Source organism: Candidatus Methylomirabilota bacterium (assembly GCA_036001065.1).
Classification (GTDB): domain Bacteria; phylum Methylomirabilota; class Methylomirabilia; order Rokubacteriales; family CSP1-6; genus MNEF01.
On sequence record DASYUQ010000057.1, the window covers coordinates 1 to 17,219 of the forward strand.

Genomic DNA, 17,219 nt, shown 5'->3' on the forward strand with positions numbered 1-17,219 from the left:
ACTTCCAGTAAGATATCGACCTCAGGAGGATTTCCCGGATGCCGCGCCCCCTGGGACTCCTCATCGAAGGAGCCCGACAGAACAACCTCAAGAACATCTCGCTCGAGATTCCCCACGACCGTCTCACCGTCATCACCGGGGTGTCCGGCTCCGGCAAGTCGTCGCTGGCCTTCGACACCGTCTTCGCCGAGGGGCAGTGGCGGTACATCGAATCGCTCTCCACCTACGCGCGCATGTTCCTCGATCGCGTCGACCGTCCGGACGTCGACCGGATCGAGCAGATCCGGCCCGCCGTCGCTCTCGAGCAGAAGAATCCGGTGCGCACGGCGCGATCCACCGTGGGGACCGCCACCGAGGTCTACGACTACCTGCGTTTGCTCTACGCCAAGATCGGCCGCATCCACTGCCCCGCCTGCGGCGGGGCGGCGACATCACACTCCCCCGAATCGATCGTCGACGCGCTCCTGGCCGAGCATGCCGGAGCCCGCGCGCTGATCGGCTTCCGCCTGCCCGTGCCGGCGGGCCAGACGCCCCCCGAGCTGTGGGCCTCGCTGACGCGGCGGGGCTTCGCGCGCGTGCGGGTGGGGGAGGCGGTGGTGGATCTGGCCGCGCCCCCGCCGCAGCTCGAGAGCGCCCGCGAGATCGCGGTCATCCTCGACCGCCTCACGCTCGATCCCGCGCAGCGGCGCCGTCTGACCGAGGCGGTGGAAACGGCCCTGCGCGAGGGCAGCGGGCGAGTCGAGGTGGACGTGGTCGGCCGGGGCCTCCTCGCCTTCGCGGAAAGCCTGAAATGCCCGGGCTGCGCGCTGGGGCTGGACCGCCCCCAGCCCCTGCTCTTCTCGTTCAACCACCCGCTGGGGGCCTGCCCGGAGTGTAAGGGGTTCGGCAACGTGCTGAAGTACGACGAGACCCTCGTCGTCCCCGACCCCACCCGGAGTCTCGCCGACGGCGCGGTCGAGCCGTGGACCTATCCCTCGGGCCGCTGGTATCAGCGCCAGCTGCTCAAGGCCGCCCGGCGCCACGCACTCGACGTCAGCAAGCCCTACGCCGCCCTGAGCGAGAAGGAGCGCCGGCTGGTGTATGACGGCGACGGCAGCTTCCCCGGCATCCAGGGGTTCTTCGAAGAGGTCGAGTCGTACCGTTACAAGCTGCACGTGCGCGTGTTCCTCTCCCGCTACCGCAGCCAGTCGCCGTGCCCGGCCTGTGCCGGGGCCCGGCTCAAGCCGGCGGCGCTGGCCGTGCGGGTGGCGGGGCTGACCATCGCGGAGTTCACCGTGCTCACCATCGAGCACGCCGCGCGGGCCCTGGCCGACCTCAGGCTCAGCGCCTGGGAGACCAGCGTGGCCCGGGAGATCCTCAAGCAGCTCAACGCCAAGCTCACGTTCCTCCTGCGCGTGGGGCTCGGTTACCTGACGCTCTCGCGCCAGACACGCACGTTGTCGGGCGGCGAGGCCCAGCGCATCAACCTCGCCAACCAGCTCGGCTCCCAGCTGGTGGGCACGCTCTACGTCCTGGACGAGCCGTCCATCGGCCTGCACGCCCGCGACACGACGCGGCTGGCCGACCTCTGCCGTGAGCTGGCCCAGGCCGGCAATACCGTCATCGTCGTCGAGCACGACCGGAGCTTCATGGAGGCGGCTGACCACATCGTCGAACTGGGCCCGGGCTCGGGCGAGCGCGGCGGCGAGATCGTCTTCAACGGCCCGCTGGCCGAGTTCCGGAAGGCGACGCACTCGCTCACCGCGCGCTACCTCGGCGGCCGCGAGACGATCGCGGTGCCCCTGGTCCGCCGCACCGGCCGCCGACACCTCCTGCTCACCGGCGCTCACGAGCACAATTTGAAGTCGGTGACGATGCGCGTGCCGCTCGGCACGCTGACCGTCGTCAGCGGCGTGTCCGGGTCCGGCAAGTCCACCCTCGTCCACGATACGCTCTACCGCGCCGTGGCGCGCGCCTTCAAGACCGACTTCGCGTCCCCGGGCGCCTACGACGCGCTGATCGGGCTCGAGTACCTGAAGGGGGTCCGCCTGATCGACCAGGAGCCCATCGGCCGGACACCGCGCTCCAACCCGGTCACCTACGTCAAGGCGTTCGACGAGATCCGCAAGCTCTACGCGGGGCAGCCCCGCGCCCGGGCGCTGGGGCTCTCGGCCGGCGCCTTCTCGTTCAACGTCCCCGGCGGGCGTTGCGAGAAGTGCCAGGGCGACGGCTTCGAGAAGCTGGAAATGTACTTCTTCGAGGATGTGTACGTCTCCTGTCAGGAGTGCGAGGGGCGCCGCTATCGGCCAGACGTGCTGGCGGTGAAGTATCGCGCCCGCAACATCAGCGAGGTGCTGGGCATGACCGTCGACGAGGCGATCGACTTCTTCGCGGTGCAGCCGGCCCTGGCCCGGCGGCTGCGCGTCCTCGCCGACGTCGGCCTCGGCTACCTGCGGCTGGGGCAGCCGGCCACCACCCTCTCGGGCGGCGAGGCCCAGCGCCTGAAGATCGCCGCCGAGTTGGGCGCGCGGTCGACCAGCGACATGCTCTACGTCCTCGACGAGCCGACGACCGGCCTCCACCTCGACGACGTCAAGCGGCTTCTCGGCGTCCTCAACCGTCTGGTCGATGCCGGTAACACCGTGCTGGTCGTGGAGCATCACCTCGACGTCATCAAGTCGGCCGACTGGGTCATCGACCTCGGGCCCGAGGGGGGCGACGAGGGCGGCGAGATCCTCGCCGAAGGTCCGCCCGAGGCGATCGCGCAGACGTCCGGGTCCTACACGGGCAAGTTCCTCGCGGAGCTCCTGCCGAAGCTGAACGGCAAGAACGGCCGCGCCTGAGCGTGGGGCGGATCTACTACGGTTGGGTCGTCGTCGCCGGCGCCTTCGGCGTCCTCTTCGTCGCCTACGGCACCCAGTACTCCTTCGGCGTCTTCTTCTCCGCGCTCCTCGACGAGTTCGGCTGGAGCCGCGCCAGCCTGGCCGGCGCGTTCTCGCTCTACGCCTTCGCCTACTGCGTCTTCGGATTCCCCGCCGGGCGACTGACGGACCTCTGGGGTCCCCGCCGCGTCATCGCCGTCGGCGGCTGCTTCCTGGGCGCGGCGCTCATGGGCATGGCGTTCGTGGGCCGGCTCTGGCAGCCCTACGTGCTGTATGGCCTCGTCGCCGCCCTGGGCATGGGGACCGCCTACGTGCCCTGCAACGCCACCGTGGTGAAGTGGTTCGTCCGGCGCCGCGGCCTCGCCGTTGGCCTCGCCTCCAGCGGGGCCAGCGTGGGGACGCTCGCGCTGCCGCCGCTCGCTCAACTGCTCATCGGCACCATCGGCTGGCGCGCGGCATACCTCGTCTTCGGCGCCGGCGTACTCGTCGTCCTCAACCTCATCGCCTGGACGATGCGCCGCGATCCCGAGAGCCTGGGGCTCCATCCCGATGACGCCACCGGGCCGGCGCCGTCCTCGGCGCCGGCCGGCGGCGAATCCTGGCCCCTGCGGCGGGCGGCGCGCACGCCGGTCTTCTGGCTCCTCGGCGCGGCGTTCTCGGCGACGTGGATCCCGGTCTTCATCCCCCTCGTGCACGTCGTCCGGTTCAGCCGCGACCTGGGGTTTTCACCGCTGGTGGCGGCGTCGGTGATCAGCGCGCTGGGCGTCGGCGCCGTCGCCGGCCGCCTGGTGATGGGTCCGGCCTCGGACCGGCTCGGCCGCCGGACGACCGTGGCCATCGCCATGGCGCTGCAGGCGCTCGCCTTCGCCGGCTTCGTCGCCGTCCGCGATCTGGTGTCGCTCTACGCGACCGCCTTCGTCTTCGGGTACTCGTACGGCGCCATCTCGACGCTCTTCACCGCGATCGTCGGCGACTTCTTCGGCCGCGAGCAGGCGGGGACGCTGGTGGGGGTCCTCTTCGCGCTGGCCGGGTCGATGGGAGGGTGGGGACCGCTCATCGCCGGCGCCGTCTACGACGCGACGGCCAGCTACGCGCCGGCCTTCGCTCTGGCCGCCGCGCTCAACGTCGCCGCGATGGCGCTTCTGATGCTGTGTCGGCCGCCCCCAGCGGTCGCCCTGGGGGCTCCCACCCCCACCTCGCGAAGTGCTACCCTGATTTCAAGATGACCCCGCCGGGGGATCGGCTCCGTCAGGTGGCCGACCTCGCGCGAGCGATCTCAGGCGCGCTCGAGCTGGATGAGATCCTGCGCCGCGTGATCGCCGCCGTCGAGGCGCTCCGACCCCCGGTCCGGTGCGCCGTCCGTTACCTCGACCGCAGCACCGGCGGCCAGCGCGTCGCCGGGGGCGCCGGGGACGTCGCCCCGACCACCGACGCCACCGTGCATGCCGTACCCATCCTGGCCGGCGACGACCTCCTCGGTGTCCTGGAGGTGACCTTCGCGGACGGCGAGCCCCCCAGCGAGGACGAGCGGGCGATCCTCACCCTTCTGGCGGGCCAGGCCGCCGTCGCCATGCGCAACGCCGCGCTCTTCGCGAAGAGCGAGGCGCGGTGGCGGGCCGCCGAGGCGCTGGCGGAGATCGGCCGGCTGCTCTCGCGCACGCTCGACCCCGACGCCGTCGCCCAGCACATCGCCGACAGCCTCCTGAGACTGCTCGCCTCCCAGGCCTCCGCGATCCACCGGGTGGAGCCGGAGTCCGGCGACCTGGTGATCCTCGCCGCCGCCGGCGCAGTCGGGCCGGCGACGTCCGAGAGCCTGAGGTTTCCGCGGGGGACGGGCCTGATCGGACTCGTGGTGCGGGACCGCCAGCCGATGACGACGCCCAACGTGCTGCACGACCCGCGGGTGACGCTGACGGCGGAGTCGCGGGCGCGGATCGAGGCCGCGCCTTACCGGGCGGCCCTGGCCGTGCCGCTGATCGTCAAGGATCACGTCATCGGCGTGTTGGCGGTGGCGGACCGCGCGGGCCGGGTCTTCGACGAGGAGGAGATCGGCCTGGTCCAGGCCTTCGCCGACCAGGCGGCACTCGCGCTCGAGAACGCCCGCCTCTTCTCCCTGGAGACCTCCCGTCGCCAGCAGATCGAGACCCTGGCCGAGATCGAGCGCGAGCTGGTCGCCGAGCTGAAGAGCGACCGCCTCCTGCGCCTGATCATCGACCGCGCGACCCGCCTCTTCGAGGCCAACGGGGGGATCTACCTGGTCGAAGGCGAGCGGATGCTCGTCCCCAAGGCCTGGACCGCCAAGGGAGCCCTCGCTGACGTGCACATTCCCTTCGGCCAGGGGCTGGTCGGGCTCTGCGCGGAGGCGCGCCGCGGCCTGGTCGTGGACGACTACACATCCTGGCCCAAGGCGCTGCCCCAGTTCGTCGCGCTGGGGCTGACGCGCTCGATGGCCTATCCCCTCATGATCCGCGAGCGGCTCCTGGGCGTGATCACTATGAACCGCACGGGCGACGCGGCGCCGCCGTTCCGGGCCGAGGATCTCGCCATCCTGGAGCGCTGCGCGACACAGGCGGCGATCGCGCTGCAGAACGCCACGCTCTACGAGGAGGCGGAGCGGCGGCGACGGGAGGCGGAGGAGCTGGCGCGGGTCGCGCGCACGCTGACCGAGAGCCTCGACCCCAGCGCCGTCGGCGAGCGGATCGTGCAGAGCGTGCTTCCCCTGTTCGGCGCGCAGAGCTCGAGCGTTCGGCTGCTCGAGCGCGACCGCTCCCTGAGGGTAGTGGCCACCGCCGGCCGGTCGGCGACGCCCTTCGAGCCCGGTCATACCTTCGCGCCGGGCGCCGGAGTGGAGGGCCGCGTGGTGGCCGAGGGCGGCCCCCTCTGCGTCCGCGACGTGGTGCGCGAGCCGAGCTTCGTCCTGCCCGACGACCTCCGCCGCCGGCTCAGCGTGGCCGGCCTCGGCGCCGTCCTGTCGGCGCCGCTGCGCGCCAAGGGAGAGACCATCGGCACCCTCTCCATCGGCGACTTCGCCGGGCGGACCTTCTCCACGGCCGAGGCCGAGCTGCTGCAGGCCTTCGCCGACCAGGCGGCGCTCGCCCTCGAGACCGCGCGCCTCTACGAGCGGCTGGAGGAGCGGACGCAGAAGCTGGCCGCCCTCAGCGCGCTGACGCGGCTCATCACCTCCGCCCAGGGCAGCCCCCAGGTCTTCCACGCCGTGGCGCGGGCCGCCACCACGCTGCTGGGCGCCAAAACATCGCGCGTCTGGATCGACGATCCCGCGGTCGGCGGCCTCAGGGTCCAGGCGGGATTCGGCATCGATCCAAAGATCGAACGGCTGATGACGGACCACCCGGTGATCGCCTATGGCCAGGGCGCGGTCGGACACGTCTTCGCGTCGCGCGCGCCTGAATACATCGCGGACATCGGGAGTGATCCGCGGTGGCTGAACCGGCGGCTGGCGACGGAGGGCGGCCTGCGGGGCTTCGCCGGCGTGCCGCTGATCGCTGGCGAGGGCGTCGTGGGGGTGCTGGCCATCATCTTCGGCGAGGAGCGCGAGTTCACCCCCGAGGAGAAGGAGTTGATAGGGCTCCTGGCCGACCAGGCCGCCATCGCCATCAGCAACGCACGGCTCTACGAGGGCCAGGAGCTCCGGGCGGCGCGGCTGCGGACGCTGGCCCGCCTGAACCAGATCGTGTCGTCGTCGCTCGATCTCAACGAGGTGCTGGACGGCATCGCCCGGGCGGCCGCGGAGCTGATGGAGGCCACACTGGTGTCGATCTCGATCGCCGACGAGAGGTCGCAGACGCTCGAGCGCCGGGCCTTTTCGGACGCGGCTCTGGGCGCGGACTATCCGGGGACGATCCGACGCTACGGCGAGGGCGGGGCGGGATGGGTGGCCCTCCACCGCCGCCCCCTCAACGTGCCCGACGTCTTCGTCGACGAGCGGATCGTCGCGCGCGACTGGTTCCGCCGGCACAACCTCAAGAGCAGCCTGTCCGTTCCCATCCTGTTCCAGGACTCGCTGCTCGGCGTCCTCGTGCTCTTCGGTCGGAAGCCCTTCGTGCTCGACGCGGACAACCAGGATCTGCTCGACAGCTTCGTCGCCCAGGCCGCCGTGGCCATTCGCAATGCGCGGCTGTTCGCGGAGCTCCGCCGCGCCCACGAGGACCTCGAGCGCAGCCAGGCCCAGCTGGTGCGGGCCGAGCGCCTCAGCGCGCTGGGCGAGATGGCGGCGGGCGTCGCCCACGACTTCAACAACCTGCTGGCGATCATCCTCGGGCGCGCGGACCTGCTGCTCCGGCGTTTGAAAGATAGCGACCTGACCGGGTGGGTGGAGGCGATCCGGCAGGCGGCGCGCGACGGCGCCGACACCGTGCGGCGCATCCAGGAGTTCACGCGCACGCGGACGACACGCTCCTTCGCCCGCGTGGACCTGAGCGAGGTGCTGCGCGAGGTGGTCGAGCTGACGCGCCCGCGCTGGAAGGACGAGGCCCAGAGTCGCGGCGTGCACTACGGCGTCACCGTGGTGGGCGAGGCCCCGCCGGTGGCGGGGCGCCCCGAGGAGCTGCGCGAGGTCTTCGCCAACCTACTCACCAACGCGCTCGACGCCATGCCGGACGGCGGCCGGTGCGTGCTCCGCATGGGCACGGAGGGCGACGCGGTCGCCATCGCGGTCGCCGACACCGGGAGCGGGATGTCCGGGGAGGTCCGCCAGCGCGTCTTCGAGCCCTTCTTCACCACCAAGGGCCAGCGCGGCACCGGACTCGGCCTGGCCGTGGCCTGGGGCATCGTGACCCGACACGGCGGCACCATCGACGTGGAAAGCACGCCCGGCCGCGGCTCCACCTTCACCGTGCGCCTGCCCCTCGGCCGCAACTTCGCCCCGGCCGATGAGGCCGCCCCGCCGGCGCCGCCCGGCCGGGCCGCGCGGGTCCTCATCATCGACGACGAGCCGGCGGTGCGGACGATGCTGGCCGCCCTGCTGGCCGAGGAGGGCCACGTGGTCGTCGAGGCGGCCAGCGGCGCCGAAGGGCTCGCGCGGTGCGAGAGGGAGCCGTTCGATGTCGTGCTGAGCGACCTGTCCATGCCGCGGATGTCGGGCTGGGAGTTCGCCGCCACCTGCCACGAGAAGTTTCCGCACCTGCCCGTGGGCCTCATCACCGGCTGGGGCGATCGGCTGGACCCGACCCAGCTGCAACGGCACCACGTCCGCTTCGTGCTGGCCAAACCCTTCGAGACCGCGGACGTGCTCCGACAGATCGCCCAGGTGCTGCGGTGAGGCCCCTCTTGACGCGCCCGCAGACTCACCCTAAGCTTCCCGCACCCTAGCGTCCGTCACCTCCCGACGGAGTGGGCCGATCAAAGGAATCACGGTGAAAGCGGTCTGCGCATGGTGTCGCGCCGAGGGACGCCCCGGTCTCATCGGTGAGCGCCCGCCGTTCGGTGATCCCGCCGAGGTGCGCGGGATTTGCTGGGCGCACAAGCTCGAGGTGCTCGCGCGAACGCGGACGAGCTCGGGAGCGGCGACGAGCCCCCCCCGGGATGAGCACGTTCGGTTCCTCGTCATCGTGGCCCGGCGCGACTCGGACCTCTTCCACCGGGTGAGCGAACAGTTTCTCGACGACCCGCGGGTACGTGTCCTGCTCGACCGTCGGCACCGGGAGCGGCGCCAGGGTGGCCAGCCGTCCGGGCGGGAGCGCCGACGGGCAGACCGCCGACGATCAGCCGACTACTGGGAAGACACGAGGTACCATCCAGTGGTCATCGTTCCCGTCCAGAAAACGACGGATGCGAGCCGCGTCCTCCAGACGCCGCGGCGGCAATTCGTCCCCGAGGTTACGCCCATGGATTTCGACGCACTGATGCAGGCGCGGCGGCAGCTCGACCAGTGGACGCGCGACGGCCAGGACATCCTCAGCACCGTCATTCCGTCGCTGTTCCAGGAATGCGAGGGCTTGCGGCGGCGGGCCGAATCGGCCGAGGCCCATTCGGCCCGGCTGGGCCTGGAGATCGAGGACCTCCAGAGCGAGATCACGCGGCTCCGCGCGGAGATCGATCGTCAAAAGCTGGAGGCCTCGGCGGCCGTCGACACCGTCGACAAGGGCCTCTCCGAGATCGGACGCATCACGACCGAGGTCCTCCTCAAGCTCAAAGGACGCTGACGCCGAACCGGTGCCATGGCCTGGGTGACGAGTCCTGCCGGCCCCGGGCTGGGATCCGACCTCGCCAGCACGACCACGGTCGCCAAAATCCGACACGGGGCCGTTCGTGCGATCACACCGCTGCCCGGCCCTCCCCCGGATCGCCGTAGATGCTGCCCAGGGGACCGGCGCAACCGTGGGCCCTCACGCCGCCAGCTCGCGTCCAGCCCAGCCGGTCTTCGACAGCCAGGCGACGAACCGGGCCGCCGAGGCCCTCAGATGGAAAGCCCACGAACCACAATATGGGGTGATGATCGATGGCCGGCTACCAGATCAAGGGGGCGTTCTGTTGCGGCTCACCTGAGGGCTCTGGCAGCCGGCTGCGCTAGTATGGAGGCCCTTACAGGACTGGAGCTCGAGAGAAGGGACGAGGTCCGTCAGGCATGAAGACGATCTTCGAGGCGAGGCTTCGGGGGGCGGCGCGTCGGCCTGACCGGCGACGGTAGCGTCCGATGACCCTGCATCGCCTCCTACCCCTGATCGCCCTCATCCTGAACCTCTGTCTGGTCGCGATCTCCCTGCTCAGAAACCCTCAGAGCCGACTCAACCGGATCTTTGCCTACTTCGTGTCGACGCTGGCTCTGTGGAACTTCGGCGTGTTCATGCTGCGGGGCGCCCGAGACCCGACCACGGCCTACCAGTGGGAGATTCTTATCCACGTGGGCGTCATCGCGCTCCCGGCGTTCTACTACCACTTCGTTCTCATCTTCCTCGACAGTACCGTTCGTCAACGACGCTGGCTGGTCGCGGCCTATGGCCTCTCCGCCGTCTTCTCACTGCTGAATCTCCTCGCTTCATCGGTCTTTGTGACCGGCGTTCAGTCCACGGCCTGGGGATGGGCTCCGGCACCGGGGTGGCTCTACAATGTCTTCTTCGTCTACTTTTATGCGTTCCTCCTCGCCGGTCTCGTTCACCTCGGCCACGCCTACAAGAGCGCCGATTCCGGCTTCCGCCGCAATCGCACGCTCCTCATCCTGGTCGGAGCGGTGCTGACGATTTTCGGTGGCTTCGTCGATGTCGTGAGGTTCGCCCTGGCCAAGCCCTTCCCTCTCGTCGACCGGATATACCCGATCGGCATCCCGGCCAACATGGTGTGCGCGTTGATGTTCGGCACCGCGATCATCCGGTACCGCATGTTTGACGTGAGCGCGGTGGTCAAAAAGTGCGCGGTGTACGGCACGGTCGGCGCTGCCGTAACGTCGATCCTGGTGGCGCTCACGTGGGTGCTGGAGCGCACGTTCGAGCTGGAAAACCTGACAGCCGTCTGGATGATCGCGCCGCTGGGGTTCATCTTCACACTCCTCCTCACTCCCCTGGGCCGGCCCATCGAGGACTGGATCGAGCGCCTCATGTTCAGCAAGTCCCGGGGATGCCATGAGACCCTCGTGGCGCTGAGCAAGCAAATGAGTACGATGCTCGATTTCGGCAAGGTCGTGGACACGCTGGTGCGAGACCTCGTCCGGGGCATACCCCTGACGCACTCCGCCCTCCTGATCTACGACGAGACCACGAGATCATTCGTGACTCAGCGGGAAGAGACGACGACCGGTGAGTCGGCCGGTGTCGCGGCAATGAGGGGCGATAGCCTCATCGTTCAGTGGCTAAGGCGGAAGGAGGGTGTCCTGGTAAAGGAAGAGGCGGTCCTCAACCGGAGAGCCGCCCAGTATTTCGACGCGGCGGGCGAAGAACTCGAAGACATCAACGCATCACTGATCGTGCCGTTGAAGCTCGAAGGCGAGATCACGGGTATTCTCCTGCTCGGCGAGAAGCTCTCCGGCGAGATCTTCGACACCGAGGAACTCGAGCTTTTGGGCGTCCTCGCCAACCAGGCGGCGATCGCCATGGCCAACGCGCGGCTCTACGAGCAGGCCGACCGTGAGCGCCGCCGGATCGAGGTCCTCTACCAGTTGTCAAGGCGGCTCGCGACCGCCACCGAGACGCAAGAGCTTCTGTCGCTGATCGTGAAGGAGACGAGTCAGCTCCTGGGCGTCGAGGTCGCCGCGCTGCGGCTGCTGGAGGAAGAGGAGCTCGTGCTGAAGGCTTGGACCCATTCCCCCATCGCGTCGGCCTTGCGCCCACGCTTGAGAATCGGCGAGAGCCTGACCGGGATTGTGGTGGCGACGAACCAACCCCTCACGGTGGAGGATGTGCTCGAAGATGAACGTTACGATCCGCTCCATAAGAAGGCCGTCGAGGCGATCGGCCTGCACGGGTTTCTGGGGGTCCCCTTGCGGGCGGACGGCAAGCCCACCGGCGTTCTGTATGTATACACGCAACAGCGTCGGCGGTTCGCCGCCGATGATATCTCTCTCCTTTCGGCTTTCGCCGATCAGGCCTCCGTCATCTTGGAGAAAGGCCGGCTCGCCGAGGAACGAAAGCAGGCAGAGGAGGCCTTGCGTCAGAGTGAAAAGCTGGCGACGATGGGTCAGCTGCTCGCCGGAGTGGCCCATGAACTCAATAACCCGCTCACCGTGTTGATCGGGTACGCGGGCATGTTGCGTTCGGGGGCGGAGAGCCGATCACAGAAGCTGAGGGGCAGGTCGGTCGACTATGCGGCCGAACAAATTGAGACAGCCGCCGAACACTGCAGTCGAATCGTCCAGAACTTCCTCGCGCTCGCGCGAAAACACCCCCCTGAGCGCCGGCGGGTGGCCTTGAATCAGATTGTCACCGGGGCCGGGGAACTGCTGGCCTATCCGCTCGCCACCGACAACGTGAAGGTCAACCTGGACTTGGCGGCCGATCTTCCCGACCTCTGGGCCGATCAGTACCAGCTCCAGCAGGTCGTGGTGAATCTGTTGACGAACGCCCACCACGCGTTGCGCCAGACGTCCGTGCGCCACCTCACGATCACGACTCGCTACGATGCGGCCCGCTCGTGCGTGGGGTTGTGGGTCGCCGATACGGGGCCCGGTATACCGCCCGAGCTCTTGGCCCGGATTTTCGAGCCCTTCTTCACGACGAAACCCATCGGCGAGGGGACCGGACTGGGGCTGTCCCTCTGCCAGGGAATCGTTGAAAGTCACGGGGGCTCGATTCGGGTCGAAACCGAGGTGGGACACGGGGCCGTGTTCAAGATCGAATTGCCAGTTGGCTCCGTCCTGCTGGAATCCCCGGGTCCCGATGCCGGATCCGGGTTCCCGATTCCGCAGAGGAAGGTCTTGGTCGTAGACGACGACTCGGCGGTCGCGACTCTGTTGGCGGACCTCCTCACGCTCGATGGCCACCAAGTCGAGACGGCCTCGAACGCCGCGACGGCGCTGGAGCGCCTGGCTGATCGGAGCTATGACCTCGTCATCTCCGACATTCGGATGCCGAAGCTCGATGGTCCGGGCTTGTACCGTGAGGTCGAACGTCGCCATTGGGGACGCCGACCGCTGTTCGTTTTCGTTACCGGGGATATCCTGGGCGCGGACACGCTGAAGTTCCTCGAGAAAACGAAGGTCCCGTGCCTCAACAAGCCTTTTGCCCGGGAGGACGTACGCCGCGCCGTCCATTCGGCGCTCGCCGCGGCTCAATAAGCTGCCGCGCCGAGGGCGGGTCGAGAGAACTTACAGTTCCCTGTCCCCTTTCAAGCTGAGGCCGCAATACTGGCAGTGCGTTCTTGCCCCGAAGCTCCTGTCGCACCGGGGGCACGTGTTATCCCTGAGCCAGTCAGCGGCGATCCACCCAACCACCCACGCCGCCATGAAGAAAAGCCGGGGGGCGTCCGCGGGGACGTGCGCCGCCACCATGGTGAAGACCGGGAGCGTCGACACGAAAACCATATATCCCCACCGTCTGCCTCGCCGTATTCTATGGAGACCCGCCCTCATTCCCGCCGCCGTTCCTCGTTCGCGCATACTCGTCAAGCCCCGGTGTCCAGGCGCACCCACCTCGTGAGTGCAAGCCGTGGGGTATCGACGAGCAGCCGCCGAACCGATCATTTTGCGTCCCGGGCGGGCCCGACGGGCGGCTTCGGCATCAGTTCGATGCCTCGCGCCAGGACCCGGGAGCGACGTAATAGCCCTGGGGGATGAACCCGCCGCCGTCGGCGATGGCGGCGCAGTCGTAGGTGACGTTGGCGTTGCCGGTGGTGTCGGTGTCAACGTTGGTCGCGACGGTATCGATGACGTTCGCAGAGATGACAGCACCATGGATGCTCCCGACACCGGTACCACGGTACGAGAGGTCGTTCAGCGCGTAGATGACCCCCTTGTACGTGATGTTGCCGTCGAGGGTGAGGCTCCCCAGGACGACGAGCCACCCCTTGTTGTTCATTCCTGTGATCTTCACGTTGGGCAGGTCGCCGGCGTTCGGCACCGCCGGCGGCTCGGGCAGGGGTGACGCGTTGACCGTGTCGACGAAGACCAGGCCGTCCTTGCCGGTCATGTCCAGATTGAACTGAGAGTTCGACGTGGGCTTGATGTAGTGCATGTTCGGGTCGCCGGACTGCGCCATCTGCCTGAGGAAGTCCAGCTCCTTGTTCGAGAAGAGCATCTTGTCGAACTCCGACTTATCGATGGACTGCTGGGTCGGCGAGCCCAGGATCTGGGCCGCCCCCTGGGTCGTCACCGTGTTCCCGGTCGTGACCGTCACGCCCGCCTTGACGGTTCCGGCCGGACAGTTCTGCGGCGCGGCGCCGTTCACGTCGGAGTTGCCCGCCAGGCCGACGCTCCCCGCGGAGTTCAGAGGGCCCGGGGGATCCAGGTTTCTGAACTTCGTGAGGGCCACCTGGAGCATCCGCCGGCCCGCCAGGTCCCCCTGAGGAATGCCACCCGGCGCGGCCGGCACGGGGGCATTGGCACGCACGACGAAGCCGGTGGCCACGACGCACCGGTCATCGGTGCCGGAAAAGAGGCTCGCGCACGCCCAGCCGCCGGGCGGAGGAGCAGTGACGCTCATCGTGTAGCCACCTCGCCCCAGCGCGATCAGTTGAGTGGCATCGTAGGGCGCGGGCGCGGGGATGTCCCTCGAGGCTCCCGCCGGGGGAGTGCCGGGGTTGTTCAGGCCCCAGAGGGCCCGCTCGAGCCCGGCCTCGGCGAGGCCCAGCGCCTCGTCGCCGGCTTTGAGATTCGCGGTGATCAGCGGCTCGGTGGCGCTCATGGAGACGAAGGCGGCGACGAGCGAGGTGAGCAGCACCAGGACCATCATGGCCACCGGGAGCGCGATCCCGCGTTGATCCCGAAAATGTACGAGCACGAGTCGCCGACACATAACTGAGTCCCCCTGACTTCCGCGGATTCTCCGCGATGTCCCCGCGGAGTCCGCATGTTCGCTAACAACGCATTGATCCTGCTTCTGCGCCTAGTAGGGGCAAGCCGCGTACCAGGTCTGCTTTGCTTGGAAAACGGCCAGTTAGCGAGGGCACTCACACGGCGTTGGACAGGGATTAACCACCGCCGGGGAAGAACTCCTGGGCCGCCTGGATGGCCCGAGTGGTAGCCAAAGTGGTAGCATCGGCGCGTCGCGGTCGAGGCGGCGGAAGCGCCGGAAAAGGACCAGGAGGCTTCCGAGAAATGGTCGTGCGAAGTCGCGGGCTGCGCGACAAGTACTGCATCGTGGGCGTGGGCGAGACGGAGTACTCGCACAACTCCGGGCGGACCACGCGGGCGATGGCGGTGGAGGCGGTCCGCCAGGCCATCCTGGACGCGGGGCTCAGGCCCCGGGACGTCGACGGCATGATGAGCTATCAGAACAACGACTCCACGCCGTCGAACTGGGTCGCCCCCGACCTCGGCATCCGGCTCGACTTCTTCATGGACGTGGTGGGCGGCGGCTCCTCGACGGAGGCGCTGATCGGGCTGGCCATGGGCGCCATGGAAGCGGGCATGTGTTCGACGGTCGCCATCTTCCGCTCGATGAACGGCTACACGGAGTTCCGCATCGGCGGCACCGGGGCGCGGGCGGCGGCGCCCATCCGCAGCCTCGATCTGGCCCAGCGCCCCTTCGGCATGACCAGCGCCGGGCAGAACTTCGCCCTGACGTTCATGCGCCACATGTACGAGTACGGCACCACGTCGGCCCAGGTCGCTCACGTCAAGGTGGCCCACTCCAAGCATGCCTCCCAGAACCCCAAGGCGCTGCTGAAGGAGCGGGTGACGGTCGAGGACGTGCTGGGGTCGCGCTGGATCGTCAAGCCGCTGCACCTGCTCGACTGCTGTCTCGAGACCGACAACGCCACGTGCCTGATCGTGACCTCCGCGGAGCTTGCACGCGACCTCAGGTCGCGTCCCGTCCACGTCATGGGCGTGGCCGGGCGCGTGTCCAAGCCGCGCACGGACTTCCACTGGGCCCACGGCCCGATCAGCCGCGTGGCCGGCTACTACGCCAAGGACATCGTCTTCGCCCAGGCCGGGATCACGCCCGAGGACGTGGACGTCACGGGTTCGTACGACGCTTTCACGTTTACGACGATGCTGCAGCTGGAAGAATACGGATTCTGTAAGAAGGGCGAGGGCGGCGATTATGTGAGCAGCGGGACCATCGAGCTGGGCGGCCGCCGGCCCAACAACACCTCGGGCGGCCACCTCTGCGAGGGCTACACCCACGGCATGTCGATGGTCATCGAGAACGTCCGCCAGCTCCGGGGCACCGTGGACGATTACTGCCCGCGCGCCGCCGAGGGCGTGCACACGTACGACTACTCGCCGGGGCGCTGCCGCCAGGTCGAGGACGCCGAGGTCGCGATGAACCTCGGCTGGGCCATGCCGGCCACGGGCAGCGCGCTCATCCTGAGGCGCTAAATAGGCGAGCCGCAGCGCGCCCGGGGGCTGGGGCCCCCGCGCGCGAGGCGAGCTCATAAAGGAGACTTCATGCCGCCGCCCGTCCAGTACCGGGGGATGACCCTGCTCATCCCCGACAACGACACCGAGTGGAAGGACTACTTTGCTGCCACGCGCCGGCACCGGCTGATGGTACGCGCGTGCGCCGCCTGCGGCCTCCTGCGCTACCCGCCGACTCACGCCTGCCCCTGGTGCATGGGGCTGGGCTGGAGGTGGCAGGAGGTCAGCGGCCGCGGGACGATCTACTCCTACGAGGTCGTCGTGCACGCCATTCAGCCGGGCTTCAAGGAGCTCGCGCCCTACGTCGTGGTGCTGGTCGAGCTCGACGAGCAGCGCGGCGCGCCGACGCCCGACGAGGCCCTCCGGATCATCGGCAACCTCGTCAGACCCGACGGGGCGATGGAAGCGGACGCGAACGCCGCCATCGGCAAGCGCGTCCGCGTGGTCTTCCAGGACCTCGCCGACCACCTGGCCTTGCCCCAGTTCACGCTCACGGACGAGCCGCCCCAGGGTCGCGTGTGGCGGCTGCCGGGTGAAGTTTGACCCTTCCTGCATCGTAGCTCGCCGGGCCCGCGCGCCATCCCGTCACCCGGGATGGCCAAGTCGCCTGGCGCGCTGCGCGTACCCACACCCACGCGGCGAATGGGGGCGATCCCCAAAATCACCGCTATTTCAGGCGCTTAATTGATCTGAGGGGCTCTGTGTGGAGCCTATGGAGCCCGCGCCGCTGAGCCCGAGGAGATGTCACCCGCCTGACACCTCGGATTCCTTCCCCGAGCTGGCACGTAACTACTGTAAATCATTGTGGAAAACTCGTCTTCCCTCAGCGAGGGTTTGGCATGGCGAGTGCACCCCCGCCACGCTGCAGGCATGGACCGTCGGCGCGTTACCCCTGGGCGGGGCGAGGAGGCGCGGCCAATGACTAAACGGACGGGCTTCGACACCCACGCGACTGTAGGCGGTGCGGACAGCGGCGGCAAAGGGCACAGCGTGCTCGACGCCGACATCATCATCGCCAACGCACCCGACCCCGTGTTCGTCTCCGACCTCGAGGGCAAGATCCTCCAAGCCAACGACGCCGTCTCCCAGCTCCTCGGCTTCCGCCAGGACGAGGTGCTGGAGCAGTCGCTCTCGCGCTTCATCAGCCCCCAGGAGACCCGGGAGTTCACCGCCGCCCTGCGCGAGGTCGTCGAGCGCGGCGTCACCCGCAACGCCCGCCTCAACCCCCGCAGCGCCAGCGGCGAGGTCATCCCCACCACCCTCAACGCCTCCGCCCTCCGCGACCCCGGCGGTAAGATGATCGGCGCCATCGGCATCCTGCGCGACATGCGCGAGCTCGACAAGGCCCGCGCCTACGCCGAGAGCCTCATCAAGAACGCCCCCGACCCCGTCTT

At 68.9% G+C, this 17,219-nt stretch carries 9 protein-coding genes; 8 read left to right on the forward strand and 1 reads right to left on the reverse strand.

Going from position 1 to position 17,219, the window contains the following annotated elements:
• Positions 1–38: 38 nt before the first annotated feature.
• The 5 genes from uvrA (at position 39) to VGV13_05040 (ending at position 12,582) form a co-directional block, all read left to right on the forward strand.
• Entirely contained in the window at positions 39–2,822 is a 2,784-nt protein-coding gene (gene uvrA / locus VGV13_05020) for an excinuclease ABC subunit UvrA (GenBank protein ID HEV8640440.1), read from the forward strand.
• Positions 2,823–2,824: 2 nt separating this feature from the next.
• Positions 2,825–4,087, forward strand: coding sequence for an MFS transporter (locus tag VGV13_05025; protein HEV8640441.1), 1,263 nt, complete (start codon positions 2,825–2,827; stop codon positions 4,085–4,087).
• Positions 4,084–8,139, forward strand: a complete 4,056-nt coding sequence (locus VGV13_05030; GenBank protein HEV8640442.1) for a GAF domain-containing protein — start codon at positions 4,084–4,086, stop codon at positions 8,137–8,139. Before VGV13_05025 ends, VGV13_05030 begins: the two co-directional genes overlap by 4 nt.
• Positions 8,140–8,233: 94 nt before the next feature.
• The gene (locus VGV13_05035; GenBank protein ID HEV8640443.1) at positions 8,234–9,022 is read left to right on the forward strand and encodes a hypothetical protein; all 789 of its coding nucleotides are present in this window, start codon (positions 8,234–8,236) and stop codon (positions 9,020–9,022) included.
• Positions 9,023–9,513: 491 nt separating this feature from the next.
• Positions 9,514–12,582 (forward strand): GAF domain-containing protein, encoded by a 3,069-nt coding sequence (locus tag VGV13_05040; GenBank protein ID HEV8640444.1) that lies wholly within the window; start codon positions 9,514–9,516, stop codon positions 12,580–12,582.
• Positions 12,583–13,024: 442 nt separating this feature from the next.
• Here the strand turns inward: VGV13_05040 and VGV13_05045 are convergent, their stop codons facing one another.
• On the reverse strand, positions 13,025–14,200 hold the full coding sequence (locus VGV13_05045; GenBank protein HEV8640445.1) for a hypothetical protein: 1,176 nt from the start codon (positions 14,198–14,200) through the stop codon (positions 13,025–13,027).
• 359 nt (positions 14,201–14,559) lie between these two features.
• Here VGV13_05045 and VGV13_05050 point away from each other — a divergent pair, with 359 nt between their 5' ends.
• The 3 genes from VGV13_05050 to VGV13_05060 form a co-directional block, all read left to right on the forward strand.
• Entirely contained in the window at positions 14,560–15,786 is a 1,227-nt protein-coding gene (locus VGV13_05050; GenBank protein ID HEV8640446.1) for a hypothetical protein, read from the forward strand.
• Between the two features lie 69 nt (positions 15,787–15,855).
• Entirely contained in the window at positions 15,856–16,368 is a 513-nt protein-coding gene (locus tag VGV13_05055; GenBank protein ID HEV8640447.1) for an OB-fold domain-containing protein, read from the forward strand.
• Positions 16,369–16,743: 375 nt separating this feature from the next.
• The coding region (locus VGV13_05060; protein HEV8640448.1) for a PAS domain-containing protein at positions 16,744–17,219 on the forward strand (476 nt) is incomplete at its 3' end.